The 17,356-nt window shown below is 53.8% G+C and carries 12 protein-coding genes; 8 read left to right on the top strand and 4 right to left on the bottom strand.

Features of this window, described 5'->3' with window-relative positions:
- Positions 1-5 precede the first annotated feature (5 nt).
- On the bottom strand, positions 6-2,666 hold the full coding sequence (gene rcsD / locus ABLV12_RS13885; RefSeq protein ID WP_004103994.1) for a phosphotransferase RcsD: 2,661 nt from the start codon (positions 2,664-2,666) through the stop codon (positions 6-8).
- Positions 2,667-3,437: 771 nt separating this feature from the next.
- Between rcsD and ABLV12_RS13880 the strand changes: the two genes are divergently transcribed.
- The 6 genes from ABLV12_RS13880 to mgtE all read left to right on the top strand — a co-directional run bounded on the left by ABLV12_RS13880 (position 3,438) and on the right by mgtE (position 10,824).
- A complete protein-coding gene (locus ABLV12_RS13880; RefSeq protein WP_032728567.1) occupies positions 3,438-4,556 on the top strand; it encodes an OmpK36 porin in 1,119 nt (372 codons plus the stop codon).
- A 103-nt stretch (positions 4,557-4,659) separates the two neighbouring features.
- The gene (gene apbE / locus ABLV12_RS13875) at positions 4,660-5,712 is read left to right on the top strand and encodes an FAD:protein FMN transferase ApbE (RefSeq protein ID WP_004103991.1); all 1,053 of its coding nucleotides are present in this window, start codon (positions 4,660-4,662) and stop codon (positions 5,710-5,712) included.
- A gap of 72 nt (positions 5,713-5,784) precedes the next feature.
- Positions 5,785-6,849 (top strand): bifunctional DNA-binding transcriptional regulator/O6-methylguanine-DNA methyltransferase Ada, encoded by a 1,065-nt coding sequence (gene ada, locus ABLV12_RS13870; RefSeq protein WP_004103989.1) that lies wholly within the window; start codon positions 5,785-5,787, stop codon positions 6,847-6,849.
- Complete coding sequence (gene alkB, locus ABLV12_RS13865; protein ID WP_004103987.1) at positions 6,849-7,499, top strand: DNA oxidative demethylase AlkB; 651 nt, start codon at positions 6,849-6,851, stop codon at positions 7,497-7,499. Before ada ends, alkB begins: the two co-directional genes overlap by 1 nt.
- 76 nt (positions 7,500-7,575) lie before the next feature.
- The gene (locus tag ABLV12_RS13860) at positions 7,576-9,219 is read left to right on the top strand and encodes a multidrug ABC transporter permease/ATP-binding protein (protein ID WP_348867111.1); all 1,644 of its coding nucleotides are present in this window, start codon (positions 7,576-7,578) and stop codon (positions 9,217-9,219) included.
- A 168-nt stretch (positions 9,220-9,387) separates the two neighbouring features.
- Positions 9,388-10,824, top strand: coding sequence for a magnesium transporter (mgtE, locus tag ABLV12_RS13855; RefSeq protein ID WP_160886042.1), 1,437 nt, complete (start codon positions 9,388-9,390; stop codon positions 10,822-10,824).
- Here mgtE and ABLV12_RS13850 read toward each other — a convergent pair.
- Complete coding sequence (locus ABLV12_RS13850; RefSeq protein WP_348867110.1) at positions 10,787-12,034, bottom strand: SulP family inorganic anion transporter; 1,248 nt, start codon at positions 12,032-12,034, stop codon at positions 10,787-10,789. The genes mgtE and ABLV12_RS13850 overlap by 38 nt on opposite strands.
- Before the next feature lie 279 nt (positions 12,035-12,313).
- Here ABLV12_RS13850 and mqo point away from each other — a divergent pair, with 279 nt between their 5' ends.
- Positions 12,314-13,948 (top strand): malate dehydrogenase (quinone), encoded by a 1,635-nt coding sequence (mqo, locus tag ABLV12_RS13845; protein WP_064396398.1) that lies wholly within the window; start codon positions 12,314-12,316, stop codon positions 13,946-13,948.
- A gap of 45 nt (positions 13,949-13,993) precedes the next feature.
- Here mqo and eco read toward each other — a convergent pair whose 3' ends face one another.
- Together eco and ABLV12_RS13835 are read right to left on the bottom strand one after the other, a co-directional pair.
- Entirely contained in the window at positions 13,994-14,485 is a 492-nt protein-coding gene (eco, locus tag ABLV12_RS13840; protein ID WP_064396397.1) for a serine protease inhibitor ecotin, read from the bottom strand.
- A 329-nt stretch (positions 14,486-14,814) separates the two neighbouring features.
- Positions 14,815-15,921 carry an AI-2E family transporter gene (locus ABLV12_RS13835; protein WP_004103976.1) on the bottom strand — a complete coding sequence of 369 codons (1,107 nt, stop codon included), beginning with the start codon at positions 15,919-15,921 and terminating at the stop codon, positions 14,815-14,817.
- 1,210 nt (positions 15,922-17,131) lie between these two features.
- Between ABLV12_RS13835 and ABLV12_RS13830 the strand changes: the two genes are divergently transcribed.
- Positions 17,132-17,308 carry a hypothetical protein gene (locus ABLV12_RS13830; RefSeq protein ID WP_158414380.1) on the top strand — a complete coding sequence of 59 codons (177 nt, stop codon included), beginning with the start codon at positions 17,132-17,134 and terminating at the stop codon, positions 17,306-17,308.
- Positions 17,309-17,356 lie beyond the last annotated feature (48 nt).

The following is a 17,356-nucleotide window of genomic DNA, read 5'->3' as shown; positions in this document are numbered from 1 at the left end:
CCTTGCTACAGCAAGCTCTTGACGTAGTCGTCAATGTCGCTGATATATTTTTCTATGCCTTGCGCATCTTTTTCTCGAATCAGATGCTCAAGCGTTTCACATAACTGCTTGCCGGGTACCAGATTTAGCATAGCAAACGCCCCTTTGAGGCGGTGAGCGGTCTGCGCCAGCGCGGCGAAATCGCCCGTTGCCCGTTCATTATACAGCCTCTTAACATCATCTGGTACCGTGTCAGCAAACAGCGTGTAATAGCCGCTGGCATGCAGTTCGGCGTTACTTTCGCTACCGGCAGAGGAAGGCTGCTCCTCTTCCTCTGCAAGCTGCTGCTCAATCAATTGCAGGATAGCTTCCTGCAGCGCAGCGCTGATATTAAAGTTTACGCGGAGCTGACCAGGACCAATCTTATGAACCCGGGCTTCATCATCGCTTAAAAGCAAGCCCGAAGCAGTAAGATTAGACGGATTATCCGTTAAAAAGAGATCATATTGTTGACTTGTGATTCTGTCATCCGGCGTGATGCAGGTGGCCCCCCAGCTCTCCAGCTGGCGAGTCACAATACGGCGGACTTCATTGGCGGTCACATCAAGCAATATCACCACGTCATCCAGCAGATGTTCCCCTGACTCACTCTCCTCTGCGCTGGCGGCCATTTTTAAATGCAGGGAGTAGCGGGTACCCAGCGACTCGCGTGCTTTGATATTGAGCTGCCCGCCGAGCTTGCGCGTCAGGCGATCGCAGAGCCAGAAGGTGAGGGCGTTGGCCTTGCCGTAGAGGTCTGCCTGCGTATCGTTGAGGAACGGGAAGTGCATATTGTCAATTTCGTTTGCGGAAACGCCGTTGCCGGTATCGAGAATACGGAAGGTCAGACGATCGTCCGCTGATTCATCTTTACTCACTTCCAGAGTAATTTTGCCAATAGGCGTGGTGGTAACCGAATACTGGATAAGCAGTAAAAGCGTACGGCGCAGGGCGTCGCGATCGCCGTAGCGTTGCTCATTGGCCGGCAAGGCGTTGTTAATCAGCAGCTGTAGACCCTTACGTTTGATGATAGGTAGCACTTCAGGCACCACTTCATCTATCAGTTCCTGAATCGAGAATAGACCCTGAGCGCTCTTCCAGCTATCGCTCTCCAGCAGGTTTGCCAGCTCGATTTCATCTACCAACTGCACCAGTTCGTCCGCATGCTGGGCCAGCCTGCGGCTTTCAGCCATGCCGAGCGCCGCGGCTTCTTCCGCCAGCGTCTGCGCCGGCTGCCTGAGCGCCGCGCCGATATGCTGCATAAACGCCGTGCGGCCCTGCTGATTTTTCTCATACAGACGCTGGGCCTGCTTAAGTTTCTTATTCACCATCACCTCACGGTCCTGATCGCGAATAATAAAAATTTGCGTTCGTGGCGAAACCTGACTGCGGAACTGACGGATTTCATACAGTTCATTGTTCACCGTCGCCTGGATCACGCCCTGATGCTGATCGGCCATATTAATGATGTTTTGCAGGTTCAGATGCGGCAGCAGATGGTCGGCGATCGGATTGCTGATCACCGTACGGTTAGCCTCCAGATCGTGCACCAGCAGCCCGAGCGGCAGCAGGGAAACGATCTCTTCGTGAATGGCGCGCTCAGCGCGTAGTTCACTATTGGCTGCCGAGGAGATAGCCGTTCCCGCGACGCTTTTACGTCCGCTGTAGTGGCGGAAGGTGGTAAATCCGAACAGCGCCAGCGCCAGCAGACCAATATTCAGCAGCAGCGGCAGTAAAATATTTTGCAGCGATTCCAGAATCAGCTCGCTAAAGGGCACCATCCAGACCAGGCGCATACCGGTGGTATTAATGGTCGTGATAATTTCAATCTGCGGGCCGTTAAAGTTAATGCTGACGATGTCGGCAGCTTCTTTATCCGGATTGCTGGTTCCGTTCTGCGAGGGATCGGGCTCCAGACGGAAACTCTCCAGAGACATACTCGGCGGAATGAGATCGTTAATAGGCAGATCGAAGGCCACTACCGTCGCCAGATGACCGGGCTGGTTAAAGGTGGTGCGTAAGGTGAAGTAGTAGCCGTTTTGCCAGGCGAGGTGGCGCAGCGACGAAAACGTCTCGCGTTCATCAAGGGTATTGGCCTGCAGCAGCATCTCAGCCCGGCGTGATTCAACGACGCTGCTGATCGTCGATTCTTTGAAGCTGGAAGAGAGATCTTTTAACGGCAGCGTTGAAACCAGTATCAGGCTGTTATCCAGGCCGTTGAGGTAATACATTGACCAGGGAATCGTCTCGGCGCCCCACAGGATATCGAGATAGTTGGAGATTTTTTGCGTCATTTCCAGCGTTGAGCCGTCATGAGAGCCAAAAATCAGCGCTTCGGTTTTGCGCCGGGGTTTCTCCAGATAGTAAACATCCTGCTTTAAACGCGTTTCCTGCAACCCGGTTTCGGAGGCTGAGCTGGCAGAGGTTGCGGCGATGTTGTCATAGATTTGCCAGGTGGCGTAGCGCCAGGTATCGATGCGTTTATGCAAGTCGTAGCTGACATCGACAACCTGGTAGCTTTTATCTTTTAGCCAGGCGTTAACGGCGCTTTGGATCATGACCCCCATCGTCGCCAGCAGGACGATGACCATGAGAATAAAGAAGCGGGTAATGTTGCCGGGTATCAGGGAAAATTTTTTCGGGGTCATCGTGTGAGAGTACGACTCATCAGTGTGTGTAAACGGACTGTTGCACCAAGTTAACCGGGGGCAGCGCAGATGCTACGAACAGTATAAAGGTTAACGTCCAAAATCCATACATCTGAATACCCTACAATGACTTTTTTGCCTTGAGATTTATCTTAAACCAGTAATGCGAGCAAAGATGTACACCGCTGTTGTTTTTGTACAATTATTGACGGATTGTTTTAGGGAAATAGCACTAAATAACAAGAAATTATATAAATAGCGTTGAGCTTAGACGTAAGTTGTTTGATTAATAACCGTTATTTTTTTCACGAGTAGCATGGAATAATTAAAGATGTGTAAAGAAGGGTAAAAAAAACCGGATGCGAGGCATCCGGTTGAAATAGGGGTAAACAGACATTCAGAACTGAATGACGGTAATAAATAAAGTTAATGATGATAGCGGGATTAATTTTAGTCGCAGACGAGAATTTTGTTTTACCATTCAGTGCTATAGAGATGTAACCATGTAACTCATTGACAGGGATTGAAAATTTTTATTTTTTGATTATTAGTGCTTATTTAGTTGCGCATTTGTGGCAGAAAAAAAGTTCCCTTGCATTTACAAATTGAAACATCTTGTGGGTATTTTGAAACATCTTAGAAGTTTTAGTATCATATTCTTGTTGGATTATTCTGCATTTTGCAGCACAATGAAATAGCCGACTGATTAGAAGGGTAATCAGTAAGCAGTGGCAATAATAAAAGGCATATAACAAACAGAGGGTTAATAACATGAAAGTTAAAGTACTGTCCCTCCTGGTACCGGCTCTGCTGGTAGCAGGCGCAGCGAATGCGGCTGAAGTCTATAACAAAGATGGCAACAAATTAGACCTGTACGGTAAAATCGACGGTCTGCACTATTTCTCTGACGACAAATCTTCCGATGGCGACCAGACCTACATGCGTCTGGGCATCAAAGGCGAAACTCAGATCAACGACCAACTGACCGGTTACGGCCAGTGGGAATACAACGTTCAGGCAAACAATGTTGAAGGCTCCAGCGATCAATCCTGGACTCGTCTGGCATTTGCGGGTCTGAAATTCGGCGACGCGGGTTCTTTCGACTACGGTCGTAATTACGGCGTAGTATACGACGTGACTTCCTGGACCGACGTTCTGCCGGAATTCGGCGGCGACACCTACGGTTCTGATAACTTCCTGCAGTCTCGCGCTAACGGCGTGGCGACCTACCGTAACTCCGACTTCTTCGGTCTGGTTGACGGTCTGAACTTTGCTCTGCAGTATCAGGGTAAAAACGGCAGCGTAAGCGGTGAAGGTACTTCCCCGACCAACAACGGTCGTGGCGCTCTGAAACAGAATGGCGACGGCTACGGCACCTCCCTGACCTATGATATCTACGACGGTATCAGCGCTGGTTTCGCGTACTCTCACTCCAAACGTAATGGCGATCAGAATAACCTCTCCAAAGGTCGTGGTGACAACGCTGAAACCTACACCGGCGGTCTGAAATATGATGCCAACAACATCTACCTGGCGACTCAGTACACCCAGACTTACAATGCCACTCGTTTCAGCGGTAACGGTAATTCTGACTCCATCAGTGGTTTTGCTAACAAAGCGCAGAACTTCGAAGTGGTTGCTCAGTACCAGTTCGACTTCGGTCTGCGTCCGTCCGTGGCTTACCTGCAGTCCAAAGGTAAAGACATCGAAGGTTTCGGCGATCAGGATCTGCTGAAATATGTTGATGTAGGCGCGACCTACTACTTCAACAAAAACATGTCCACCTACGTTGACTATAAAATCAACCTGCTGGACGACAACGAGTTCACCCGTCGTGCCGGTATCTCTACCGACGACGTTGTTGCTCTGGGCCTGGTTTACCAGTTCTAAGCACGCTGAAGTTTGAAAAAAGGCGCCGATGGCGCCTTTTTTTTATGCCCGGTTTAACCTTGCTGGTGTACTCTTTGGGCCTTAGCAAGAGGAAGCCAATTTTATGGACATGACATTTTTCCGCGCCGCCCTGTTCGGGGCCCTGGTATTACTTTCAGGTTGTGATTCAGCCACTTCTCCCCAGACGCCAAAATCCGCCGCTACCGTACTGGACGGTAAAACCATGGGCACATTCTGGCGGGTCAGCGTCATAGACCTTGATCAGGCGAAGGCCGAGGCGCTGCGTCAGAAAGTTCAGGCTCAGCTGGATGCTGACGATCGTCTGCTTTCCACCTGGAAGAACGATTCAGCGTTGATGCGCTTTAACCATTCGCCGGAGACATCGCCCTGGCCGGTCAGCGAGGCGATGGCGGATATCGTGACGATGTCCCTGCGAATTGGCGCTAAAACTCACGGCGCTATGGATATTACCGTCGGGCCGCTGGTCAATTTATGGGGCTTTGGCCCGGACAAACAGCCGGTAAAAACGCCGGATCCGCAGCAGATTGCCGATGCCAAAGCGCGTAGCGGCTTACAGCATCTGACGGTGATCAACCGGGCCGACGGGCAGTATCTGCAAAAAGACATTGCGGATCTGTTCGTCGATCTCTCCACCGTCGGTGAAGGCTACGCTGCCGATCATCTGGCGCGCCTGATGGAACAGGAGGGGATCTCGCGCTACCTGGTCTCGGTGGGCGGGGCGCTGGTGAGCCGGGGCATGAATGCCGAAGGTCAACCGTGGCGGGTCGCGATCCAGAAACCGACCGATCGCGAAAATGCGGTACAGGCGATCGTCGATATTAACGGCCACGGTATCAGTACCTCGGGCAGCTATCGCAACTACTATGAGCTGGACGGCAAGCGCATCTCGCACGTCATCGATCCGCAAACCGGGCGACCAATCGATCACAAGCTGGTTTCGGTGACCGTTATCGCTCCGACGGCGCTGGAAGCAGATGGCTGGGATACCGGGCTGATGGTGTTGGGGCCGGAAAAAGCGCAGGAGGTGGTGCGTGAACAGGGGCTGGCGGTCTATATGATTGTCAAAGAGGGGGAGGGGTTTAAAACCTGGATGTCTCCGCAGTTCCGCGCTTTCCTGGTTGGCGAGAAAAATTAAACCGCAAGATTTCGGGTTTTTGCTAACGGACTTCGGCCCAGACTGAAGTTACACTTACAGCAGGAGTCCGTGATGAAACCGATAATGTTTGATACCGATGAGCGCCGCTGGCAGGCAGTATGCGAACGGGATACCGGCGCCGATGGTCAGTTCGTTTTTGCCGTGCTGACTACCGGCGTTTGCTGCCGTCCGTCCTGCCGCTCTCGTCGCGCGCTGCGGGAAAATGTTCGCTTCTATCCTGATGTCGATACCGCGCAGGCGGCAGGCTTTCGCCCGTGCAAACGCTGCCAGCCGGAAAACAGCGATCCGCAGCAGCAGAAGGTAGAGAAAGTCGCTGCCGCCTGCCGTCTGCTGGAGCAGGAGACGCCGATCACGCTGGAAGCACTGGCACGCCAGCTTGCGGTTAGCCCCTTTCATTTTCACCGCCTCTTTAAATCCGTGACCGGTATGACCCCCAAAGCCTGGCAACAGGCCTGGCGCGCTCGCCGTTTACGCGAAGCGTTAGGGCAGGGGGCGAAAATTACCGACGCGGCGCTATCCGCCGGTTTCCCGGATAATAGCAGCTACTATCAGCAGGCTGACGCCGCGCTGGGGATGACTGGCCGTCAGTTTCGCCGCGGCGGTGAGAATATGGACATTACCTGGGTATGCGGCGACGGGCCGCTGGGGCGCTGCCTGGTGGCTGAGAGCGAACGGGGAATCTGTGCCGTGCTACCGGGAGATAACGACAGCTCGCTGTATGATCAATTAGCCAGCCTGTTCCCCAATGCGCGACTGCATCCAGGCGATGAAGTCTTTCGCCTGCGGGTTGCGCAGGTCTTTTCTCATCTTAACGATCATCGCCAGCCGTTTTCTTTGCCGCTGGATCTGCGCGGCACGGCTTTCCAGCTTCAGGTCTGGCAGGCGCTGCGCCAGATCCCGGCGGGGGAGACCCGCAGCTATCGCCAGGTGGCGCAAAGTATGGGGCGTCCCCGCGCGGTGAGGGCGGTGGCCAGCGCCTGTGCCGCCAATAAGCTGGCGCTGGTTATCCCGTGTCATCGTGTGGTTCGCGAGGGTGGGGCGCTATCCGGCTATCGTTGGGGAACGGCGCGTAAGGCGCTGCTGCTGGCGCGAGAAGCGCAATACGAGGAGACATAATGCTCGATCTTTTTGCCGATACGCCGCCCTGGCAGGAGCAACTGGCTCCGGGGGCGATAATTTTGCGCCGCTACGCCCGTGAACGCGCGCCAGCGCTTTTGCAGGCAATCACCGATATTGCTCATCGTTCGCCTTTTCGTCAGATGGTTACCCCCGGCGGCTATACGATGTCGGTGGCGATGACTAACTGTGGCGAGCTGGGCTGGACCACGAACGCGCGCGGCTATCTCTATGCCAGCGACGATCCGCTGACGGAAAAGCGCTGGCCGCAGATGCCGCCGCTTTTCCGCGAGCTGGCCTCAGAGGCGGCGGCGGCGGGCGGCTATGCGCACTTTACCCCGGATGCGTGTCTTATTAATCGCTATCAGCCCGGCACAAAGCTGTCGCTGCATCAGGATAAAGACGAGCGCGACCTGCGGGCGCCGATCGTCTCCGTCTCGCTGGGGTTGCCGGCGATATTCCAGTTTGGCGGCCTGCGGCGTAGCGATCCGCTACAGCGGGTGCTGCTGGAGCACGGCGATGTGGTGGTCTGGGGCGGCGAATCACGGCTGTTTTACCACGGCATTCAGCCGCTAAAAGAGGGTGTTCATCCGGATACCGGCTCCTGTCGCTACAATCTCACTTTCCGCCTGGCAGGGAATAAAGAATAAAAATAAGAATTATTCTTGCTGTCATCGTCGAGCAGTTTAAACTGCTGGCTGTTTTTGCTTGCCCGGATTACGCGTTATGGAACTTCTTCTTCTTGTCTGGCGTCAGTACCGCTGGCCGTTTATCTCCGTCATTGCCCTGAGCCTGCTGAGCGCGGCGCTGGGTATTGGGCTTATCGCCTTTATTAACCTGCGCCTGATAACTATCGTCGATACCTCCCTGACGGTACTGCCGGAATTTCTGGGACTATTATTGCTGCTGATGGCGGTCACCCTTGGCTCGCAGCTGGCGCTTACTACGCTCGGCCACCATTTTGTTTATCGCCTGCGCGGGGAATTTATTAAGCGCATTCTGGATACGCAAATTGAGAAGATCGAGAAAATCGGCAGCGCGTCGCTGCTGGCCGGGTTAACCAGCGACATCCGCAACATTACCATTGCTTTCGTGCGTCTGCCGGAGCTGGTACAGGGGATTATTCTGACCTTTGGTTCCGCCGCTTATCTGGCCTGGCTGTCAGGAAAAATGATGCTGGTTACCGCGCTGTGGCTGGCGTTAACCATCTGGGGCGGATTTGTGCTGGTGTCGCGGGTCTACAAGCACATGGCCTCGCTGCGCGAAACCGAAGATAAGCTGTATCACGATTATCAAACGGTTCTCGAAGGACGCAAAGAGCTCACCCTTAATCGCGAGCGCGCTGAATATGTATTTAATCAGCTCTATCTCCCGGACGCGCGCGAATACCGCCACCATATTGTCCGCGCCGATACCTTCCATCTGAGCGCGGTCAACTGGTCGAATATTATGATGCTGGGCGCGATTGGCCTGGTCTTCTGGATGGCTAACAGCCTGGGCTGGGCCGATACGGCGGTGGCGGCCACCTATTCGTTGACGCTGCTCTTCCTGCGCACGCCGCTGCTCTCTGCGGTTGGCGCGCTGCCGACTCTGCTCAGCGCTCAGGTGGCATTCAATAAGCTGAATAAGTTTTCGCTCGCGCCCTACCGCGCTGAATTCCCGCAGGCGCAGGTGTACCCCCACTGGCAGACGCTCGAGCTGCGCGATATTATCTTCCATTATCCCGACAACAGCTTTGCGGTCGGGCCGATTAATCTGACTCTCAGGCGCGGCGAGCTGGTATTCCTGATTGGCGGCAACGGGAGCGGAAAATCGACGCTGGCCATGCTGCTGACCGGTTTGTATCAGCCGGTTTCTGGGCAGATCCTGGTTGACGGGCAGCCGATGGCGGCGGATAAGCCGGAAGATTACCGCAAGCTTTTCTCGGCGGTCTTTACCGACGTCTGGCTGTTCGACAGGCTGCTGGGACCGGAAGGGAAGGCGGCCGATCCGGCACTGGTGGAGAAGTGGCTGGGCTATCTGCAAATGAACCATAAGCTACGGCTGGACGATGGCAAAATTCTCGACCTGAAGCTGTCAAAAGGGCAGAAAAAGCGCGTAGCGCTGCTGCTGGCGTTAGCGGAAGACAGAGATATCATCATGCTGGATGAATGGGCGGCAGATCAGGACCCCCATTTCCGCCGCGAATTCTATCAGGTGCTGCTGCCGCTGATGAAGGAGATGGGCAAAACCCTCTTTGCCATCAGCCATGACGATCACTACTTTCAGCACGCCGACAGGCTGCTGGAAATGCGCGGCGGCCAGCTCTCAGAGCTGACCGGAAATGAGCGCGAACTGGCGACCCGCGATGCGGTTGCCCGTACCGCCTGATCGGTTTACGCCGTCCCGGAGGCGTCAGTCGACCTCCGGGGTATCTGCAGGCTGCTGTTTTTTCCGTCGACCGAATTCATAGCGGTTATTATTTCCGCCTCCTCGCGCTATGCTTAAGGCTTCCGGCCTGCTGGTCTGACAGATATTTTTACAAGGATTGCCTGACCGATGTCCGTTTTGCACAAAAAAAGCGCCAGATTGCGCGATGAAGAGCGCGCCCGCCTCATTTGGCTCCTGAGCACCGATAAAGCCGTCACATCTTCACTGCTGGGTAAATTAACCCTCGCTGAACGCTACGATGACAGTACCCTGGCCGACGATCTGGCGGAAGTGGAAATGCTGGTTTCACACCTGCCGCCGCCGGATCTTGCCGATGCGCTCGAAGCGCTGCCCTATGATGCGCGCAACGCGCTCTGGCGGCTGGTCGCCGATGACAAGCGCGGCAAAGTGCTGCTGGAGGCGTCGGAAAGCGTCTGGGGCGACCTCATCGAGGAGATGAGCGATCACGACCTGCTGTTCGCGCTGCAAAATCTCGATATTGATGAACAGGTCTACCTGCTGCAGCACCTGCCGCGCGATCTGACCGGACGTTTGCTGGCCACGCTGCCCGCGGATAAGCGCGCGCGTATTCGCCAGATGATGCGCTACGCCGACAATACCGTCGGCGCGATCATGGAGTTTGAAGTCATTACCGTTCGTCCGGAAGCCACTCTCGCGGCGGTACAGCGCTATCTGCGGCGACTAGGGAAAATGCCGGAGAACACCGACAAACTGTTTGTGACCACCCGCAATAAGCTGCTGCTCGGCGAACTCGAGTTGCAAACCATTCTGCTTAACGATGCGCAGAAGCGGGTGGGGGAAGTGATGGAAGGCGATCCGGTGACCTTCCAGCCGCACGAGGACGCGGAAAAAGTCGCGCGTACCTTTGAACGAGATGACTTACTCAGCGCGGCGGTGATTGATGCCGACGGCAAGCTGATGGGGCGCTTAACCATCGATGAGATCGTTGACGTGGTCTACGAGGAGACGGATAACGATCTACGCCGGATGGGCGGCCTGAGCAACGATGACGATGTGTTTGCCCCGGTGAGCAAAGCGGTGAAGACCCGCTGGGCCTGGCTGGCGGTCAATCTGTGCACCGCCTTTATCGCCTCCCGCGTTATCGATGGTTTCGAGCACACCATTTCGCAACTGGTGGCGCTGGCCTCGCTGATGCCGATTGTCGCCGGAATCGGCGGTAACACCGGTAACCAGACGATCACCATGATCGTGCGGGCGATGGCGTTACAGCATATTCAGCCGGGAAGCTTTTCGTTCCTGATCCTGCGTGAGATGGGCGTCGCGCTGATCAATGGGATCGTCTGGGGCGGGATTATGGGGGCGATCACCTGGTGGCTGTACGACGATCCGCAGCTGGGCGGCGTAATGACGCTGGCGATGATGCTCAACCTGCTGATGGCTGCGATGATGGGGGTGATTATCCCGATGGTGATGGTCAAGCTGGGACGCGACCCGGCGGTCGGCTCCAGCGTGATGATTACCGCTATTACCGACACCGGGGGATTCTTTATTTTTCTTGGGCTGGCGACGCTTTTTCTGATGTAGCCTGCGCTTGAGTGCGCAGACGGCGAGGGATCAGGGCCATTGAGAGCAGGCCTGCCAGAACGCCGATTGCCAGATTGCTGGTGCCGACGGTCGCGCCGACGGTCACCAGCATCACCAGCGTTTCCGGCCACGGATTGCGCGCCAGCTCCGCCGGACGAATGCTGTGCCAGCTAAAGGTTTTTACCGCCACTATCACCATCACGCCGGCGAGCACGGCCATCGGGATTCTCGCCATCACTTCGCTTAACGCGGTTACCAGCAATAGCAGTACCAGGCCTGCGGCAACGGTCGAGACACGGCTGCGCGCTTTACCCATTTCAACATTAACGATGGTCTGGCCGATCATCGCGCACCCGGCGATACCGCCATAGAAACCGGCGAGAATGTTGGCGAAGCCCAGACCCGCGCTCTCGCGCGCTTTGCTGGAAGGCGTTTGGGTTAAATCATCCACCAGCTTTGCCGTCAGAAGCGACTCCATCAGGCCGACAAAAGCGATACTCAGCGCGCAGGGCCAGATGATGTGCAGCGTAGTTAAATTCAGAGGAACTATCAGGCTGGTTAACCCCGGTAGTCCGCCGCTCATTGAGCCTTCATCGCCGACGGTCGGCAGCAGCTGGCCGCTGAAAACGGTAAACAGCGTCAGCAGTACGATAGCGATGAGCGGAGAAGGGATTGCCTTTATATAGCGCGGCGCCCACAGCACAATCAGCAGCGTTAACACGAACAGGCCGATAATCAGCGGCTGCTTGCTCCAGAAATGCGGTACCTGGGCAAAAAAGATGAGAATACCCAGCGCGTTAACAAAACCGGTCATCACCGGCTGCGGAATAAAGCGCATCAGGCGCGCCATGCCGCAAATGCCAAACAAAATTTGAATAACGCCGGCCATTATGACCGCCGGGAGAATGTAGCCGACGCCATATTGATGCACCATCGGACCAATCACCAGCGCTACCGAACCGGCGGCGGCGGTGACCATCGCCGGTCTGCCGCCGAGAACCGACATCGCCAGGCACAGCACTACGGAGGCAATCAGGCTGACTTTCGGATCAACGCCAGCGATAACCGAGAAGGAGATGACCTCGGGGATTAGCGCCAGTGCGGTGAGTACGCCCGCCAGCGTTTCACGCGTCAGCAGCGCGGGCGAGCGCAGGATCTGGCCTAATGCGCCAGCGTTGCTGGAGGTAGCGGAATCAGAAACAGGGGGCATAAAAAAATTTCGCAGAATTTAAAAAATTTGGGCCATGATCGGTCGCTGGTTACGTGCGGTCGGTCACAAAACCGAGGATAATAGCGCGGATGCATCGCTGACACCAGTACAAAATGTGATTTGTGATACACATTTATTAAACATTTTTATAACAGATCTCAAAACTCAACTTAAAATTTAAACAATATTTAAATTTTTTTTCTTCAGTGTTACCTTTGAAGCCGAGAATCGTTTCACCTGCGCTAAATAAAAAAGCGAGTAAAGTAAGGCTCAAATCCGATGAAGAAAAAGATGGCCGTACCCAGCTCACAGGCGGTTGGTTCCAATAACACTCGGACCAACACCCGCCATGAGCAAGAGACGGATGTATTGTTGATTGGCGGCGGCATCATGAGCGCCACGTTGGGAACCTGGCTGCAGGAACTGGAGCCGGACTGGTCTATTACCATGGTCGAGCAGATGTCCAGCGTCGCGGAAGAGAGCTCGAACGGATGGAACAACGCGGGCACCGGCCACGCGGCGCTGATGGAATTGAACTATACGCCGCAAACCGCTAACGGTATCAATATCGATAAAGCGGTTGATATCAACGAATCTTTCCAGATTTCTCGTCAGTTTTGGGCCCACCAGGTGACCCGGGGCATTCTGAAAAAGCCTAAATCCTTTATTAACAGCGTGCCGCACATGAGCTTCGTATGGGGCGAAGACAATGTTAACTTCCTGCGCGCTCGATATGCGGCTTTACAACAAAGCGAGCTGTTCCGCGGTATCCGCTACTCTGAAGATCATCAACAAATTAAAGAGTGGGCTCCGCTGGTGATGGAAGGGCGCGATCCGCAGCAGAAAGTGGCCGCGACCCGCTCGGAAGTCGGCACCGACGTGAACTACGGTGAAATTACCCGTCAGCTGATCGCCGGACTGCAAACCCATGATAATTTCTCGCTTCAGCTGGGTACCGTGGTCCGTCGCTTTAAGCGCAACGCCGACAAGAGCTGGAGCGTAACGCTGGCGGATGCGAACAATCGCCACCAGAAACGGGTTATCAGGGCTAAATTTATCTTTATTGGCGCCGGCGGCGCCGCTCTAACCCTGCTGCAGGAAACCGGTATTCCGCAGGCTAAAGAGTACGCGGGCTTCCCGGTCGGCGGACAGTTCCTGGTGTGTGAGAACCCGGAAGTGGTTAATCACCATCTGGCCAAAGTCTACGGTCAGGCCGAGGTTGGCGCGCCGCCGATGTCGGTTCCGCACATCGACACCCGTATTATCGACGGCAAGCGCGTGGTGCTGTTTGGGCCGTTCGCAACCTTCTCGACCCGCTTCCTGAAAAACGGTTCGCTTTGGGATCTGCTGGCCTCGACCAACACCTCGAATATCATGCCGATGCTCAACGTGGGGCTGGATAACTTCGATCTGGTGAAGTATTTGATTAGCCAGGTGCTGCAAAAGGACAAAGATCGTCACGCGGCGCTGTGTGAATACTATCCGGAAGCGCGCAAAGAAGACTGGCGCTTATGGCAGGCCGGCCAGCGCGTGCAGATTATCAAGCGCGATGAGAAGAAGGGCGGCGTTCTGCGCCTCGGTACCGAGGTCGTCAGCGATGACGAAGGCACCGTAGCCGCGCTGCTGGGCGCCTCGCCGGGAGCGTCCACTGCGGCGCCGATTATGCTGCAGCTCATGGAAAAAGTGTTTAAAGAGAAGGTCAACTCAGCGGAGTGGCAGGCGAAACTGAAAGCGATTATACCAAGCTACGGTACGCGTCTGGACGGCAACGCTGCGGAAATTGAAAAGGCGCTGGCGTGGACCAGCGAAGTGCTGGAACTGCACTACGAGCCGGTTACGGTGGCTGATGAGGTTCCGCAGGCGGAGCTGAAGCCGCTGCCGGAAGGTAAACCGGTCGCTGATATTGCGCTCTAACTTTTTCTCCGGCGGCTCAGGCCGCCGGATTCACTCGTACAGGGATTAACGCACAACGGCCGTGCCGATGGTTTCGTCCGCTCTCCAGATACGATATTTCACATCGATGTTGGTCGGGGTATAAACCACGATTGGCAGCTTACTGTTGTAACGCAGCATTCCCGCATCGCCCAGACCTGCCATCACAAACTGCTTCTCTTTTTTACCATCCGGACAGGCCATCATGGTCGAGACGGGGGAAGTCACTTTATCAAATACGTAGTAGTCGTAGCCCCAGCCTTCAAGGGTTTTGCTTTCCAGTTGACCGCCAAGACGATGACGATTGCAGTCGACTTCCAGCGTTTGGCCAATCATCAGCTCCACTTTTAACGTCGACTCATCCTGCTGCTGCGGCAGCTGGATCACCTGACGCTTCATCCCTTGCTCCGCTTTAGGGTAGGGAGCGATTTTTTCCAGCGGCTGTTCAGTTGCAACGGCGCTGGCGGAAACGCAGGCAAGAGCCAGCATGGAAGCGGCGAACGTAGTGATTTTTTTCACGTGGGTAATCCTTTGTTATCAATCCTCAACGGCATAAGAGTAGCATTTATCCGCTGAATGATAAGTGCAATTTACCAAAATTTTCACAAATAGCAGTTATAAATTCTGTTTATGAGAGGGGGCGTAGTCGTTAACTACTTCCCATAAGCTTAACGTCTCGGTTTAAGACGGGCGCTGAGAACGGGGTTTCATCGCAGTCGAGCAGGGGGTGCCCCCCTGCGTTTTGCTGTCCCGCGCTGTTTTTACTTATTTACCGCTCAGATAAAACGCCGATCGCCACTTGACGGGATGGCAGCATTTTACCTGTAAAGCGCTGCAATACAGCGCTGCTACTCTTCGTGATTTTTACCTTCTTCGAGGAAATCTTCATCAAGCTCATCAATGTTTCCAGCGTGATCGCGTCCGGAGAGAAGGTTCCAGCAGGCGATAAACAGCGCGGCGATCAGCGGGCCGATAACAAAACCATTGATGCCGTAAATTTCCATTCCGCCGATCGTGGTGATCAGGATCAGGTAGTCCGGCATTTTGGTATCTTTACCAACCAGTAAAGGTCGCAGAATGTTATCCACCAGACCTACGATGATCACAAAGAAACCGACGATAAACGCGCCCTGCCAGAGCTGGCCGGTCGCGAAGAGATAGATTGCCGCTGGAACCCAGATAATCGCCGAGCCCACTGCCGGGATTAGCGACAGAAACGCCATCAGGGCGCCCCACAGGATGCTGCCATCAATCCCCACGATCCAGAACGCCAGTCCCCCAAGCGCGCCCTGCGCAAGCGCCACCGCGACGGTGCCTTTTACCGTCGCCCGGGAGACGGCGGCAAATTTAGCAAAAAGATGCTGCTTCACGTGATTCGATAGCGGCAGGGATTCAAGGATCAGTCTGACCAGATACGGGCCATCTTTGAGCAGGAAAAACAGCAGATAAAGCATGATGCCGAAGCTGACGGTAAAGCCGAAGGTCCCTTTCCCAATCAAGAATGCGCTACCGGCCAGGTACTGGCCTCCTTTCAGCGCTACGTCTGAAAGCTGGCGCTGAATCTGTTCCGCGCTATCGAGATTATGCTCAGAAAGGAAGCTCCTGGCCCATTCCGGCAGATGAGCAAACAGGCTGGCTACCACGGTTGGGAACTGGGTGTCATTATGCTGCAGTTTGGTGTAAACCACGTTGAGCTCGAAGGCCAGCGACGAAAGAATGATCGCCAGCGGGGTAAAGACAATCAGGCAGATAATGACGATGGTCAGCAGCGCCGCCAGGCCGTTGCGCTCGCCGAGCCGATCGCGCAGTTTGTTTTTCACCGGGTGGAAGATCACCGCCAGAATGGCTGCCCATAAAATGGCTGAATAATAGGGGGAGAGAACGTCGAAAAAAGCCAGGGTGACGATCAGCACGATCAGGATGAAAAATCCCTTCGTAAGTCCATTAACTCTCATGTAAATCCTTCAGAAAAATGACGTGTACAGTCAAATAATAGAAGTTTCTCCACAATTTACAATCATAGCTGCTGCGGCGATGTGTAGAAGAGCGGTATTAATGGGAGATATCATTTCTGCTCATACTTTAAACACGCCGGCAGAATGGAGTCGCGCTATTTTTGTTCTCGCTTTCTCTGTCCGGCTCGCCAGGACGAGTAATCAGTCGTTGAGACTGCCAGGTATTATTTGGCTCTTTTATATGAAATTCTCTTTCCATTATTTTCACGATATTAATACCCTCTATTATTATTCCCTTGCAGCGGGTATGCATGACAATATTTAAACGTCTACTGATTGTGCTGAGTGTTTTCAGTTCCAGGAATAATTATTATCCCTTGCGTGCATTGATTTATATCAATTAAATGGTTTTATTTATATATGAATGCAAAGTTTATTCATACGTCTGTTATGAATTTAGTCATTACGCAGAATGAATTATTAGTATTTTTTACAGAGAGTTGAATTTCTTAATTGAAACCCTGGTTAAAAGCGGGAGGCTTACTGGTTGACCTGTTATAATGCTTTGTTCTACTATGGTTTTATTCAGACTATTCATTATTTTTTTCTAAGGTCCCTCAAAGGAAGAGATTGCTATGGCCGCTACGACTCAGAATAAAAGCCGGGTTAACGTATTAATTTACCCTTAAGACTGTATATCGGTGGCGTACAGAGGAGTGTCGATCTACGACTAAAACTTCTAACCACCAGCGATTGTCAGTCGTAATACAGCAGCCGTTTATTCTCTGAAGGAGAAAAAATCATTATCAATAAAAATTATTTCAATGTCGGGCTATTTTAATTTGTCCCGGACATAATCTTCAGCGTGCAAAATATGCTGGCAGGGACGGTTCGGAATAAAAGTTGATGCTGAATGTTGCCTGTATTAAAGACTTTAATCAGGAAATAGCTGGTCGAAGAGATCGTAACATCGCGCCATGCTGGCGACGCCGCTCTAATTGCTGGCTTCTTAATAACGCTACTTTTCAGGAAATAACCTGGAAATATTTTAAAAGCCCCTGGGTGGTCAGAAGCGTTAGCTGATGAAATGCGCGAACCTGGCAAAAACACACAATCAGCCTGTCAGGCCTGATGCGCTTTGGTAAGTAAGCAGCGACGGGCGGTAGCGTGCCCGCAAACGATAAAGAGAGATTCCTGTGAAAACCCCGTCATGCCGCAACGCCAACTTAATCCTGTCTGTACCCGTGCTGCAGAAGGAGTGCGCCAGACCCGGGCGTGCGGGCAAATCCTGCCCGGGCACTGTCAGCCGGCGCAGACGGGCCCGGTTCCGGCCTGCAATAAAGTGGAGCGGCCTGCGATGACGTTTGAGAAAGAGGTGAGCGAATGAGTGATATCCCGGCACAGCAGTTCAGCCACAACCATCCTCTGTTAACGG

The organism is Klebsiella sp. CN_Kp100 (assembly GCF_040065315.1).
Lineage (GTDB): Bacteria > Pseudomonadota > Gammaproteobacteria > Enterobacterales > Enterobacteriaceae > Klebsiella > Klebsiella oxytoca.
This window is presented reverse-complemented; position numbering and strand designations above follow the sequence as displayed.

Bases quoted from the DNA above. Each gene is read 5' to 3' on its own strand.
- rcsD (WP_004103994.1), bottom strand. From the start codon at position 2,666: ATGACCCCGAAAAAATTTTCCCTGATACCCGGCAACATTACCCGCTTC.
- ABLV12_RS13880 (WP_032728567.1), top strand. From the start codon at position 3,438: ATGAAAGTTAAAGTACTGTCCCTCCTGGTACCGGCTCTGCTGGTAGCA.
- apbE (WP_004103991.1), top strand. From the start codon at position 4,660: ATGGACATGACATTTTTCCGCGCCGCCCTGTTCGGGGCCCTGGTATTA.
- ada (WP_004103989.1), top strand. From the start codon at position 5,785: ATGAAACCGATAATGTTTGATACCGATGAGCGCCGCTGGCAGGCAGTA.
- alkB (WP_004103987.1), top strand. From the start codon at position 6,849: ATGCTCGATCTTTTTGCCGATACGCCGCCCTGGCAGGAGCAACTGGCT.
- ABLV12_RS13860 (WP_348867111.1), top strand. From the start codon at position 7,576: ATGGAACTTCTTCTTCTTGTCTGGCGTCAGTACCGCTGGCCGTTTATC.
- mgtE (WP_160886042.1), top strand. From the start codon at position 9,388: ATGTCCGTTTTGCACAAAAAAAGCGCCAGATTGCGCGATGAAGAGCGC.
- ABLV12_RS13850 (WP_348867110.1), bottom strand. From the start codon at position 12,034: ATGCCCCCTGTTTCTGATTCCGCTACCTCCAGCAACGCTGGCGCATTA.
- mqo (WP_064396398.1), top strand. From the start codon at position 12,314: ATGAAGAAAAAGATGGCCGTACCCAGCTCACAGGCGGTTGGTTCCAAT.
- ABLV12_RS13835 (WP_004103976.1), bottom strand. From the start codon at position 15,921: ATGAGAGTTAATGGACTTACGAAGGGATTTTTCATCCTGATCGTGCTG.
- ABLV12_RS13830 (WP_158414380.1), top strand. From the start codon at position 17,132: ATGCCGCAACGCCAACTTAATCCTGTCTGTACCCGTGCTGCAGAAGGA.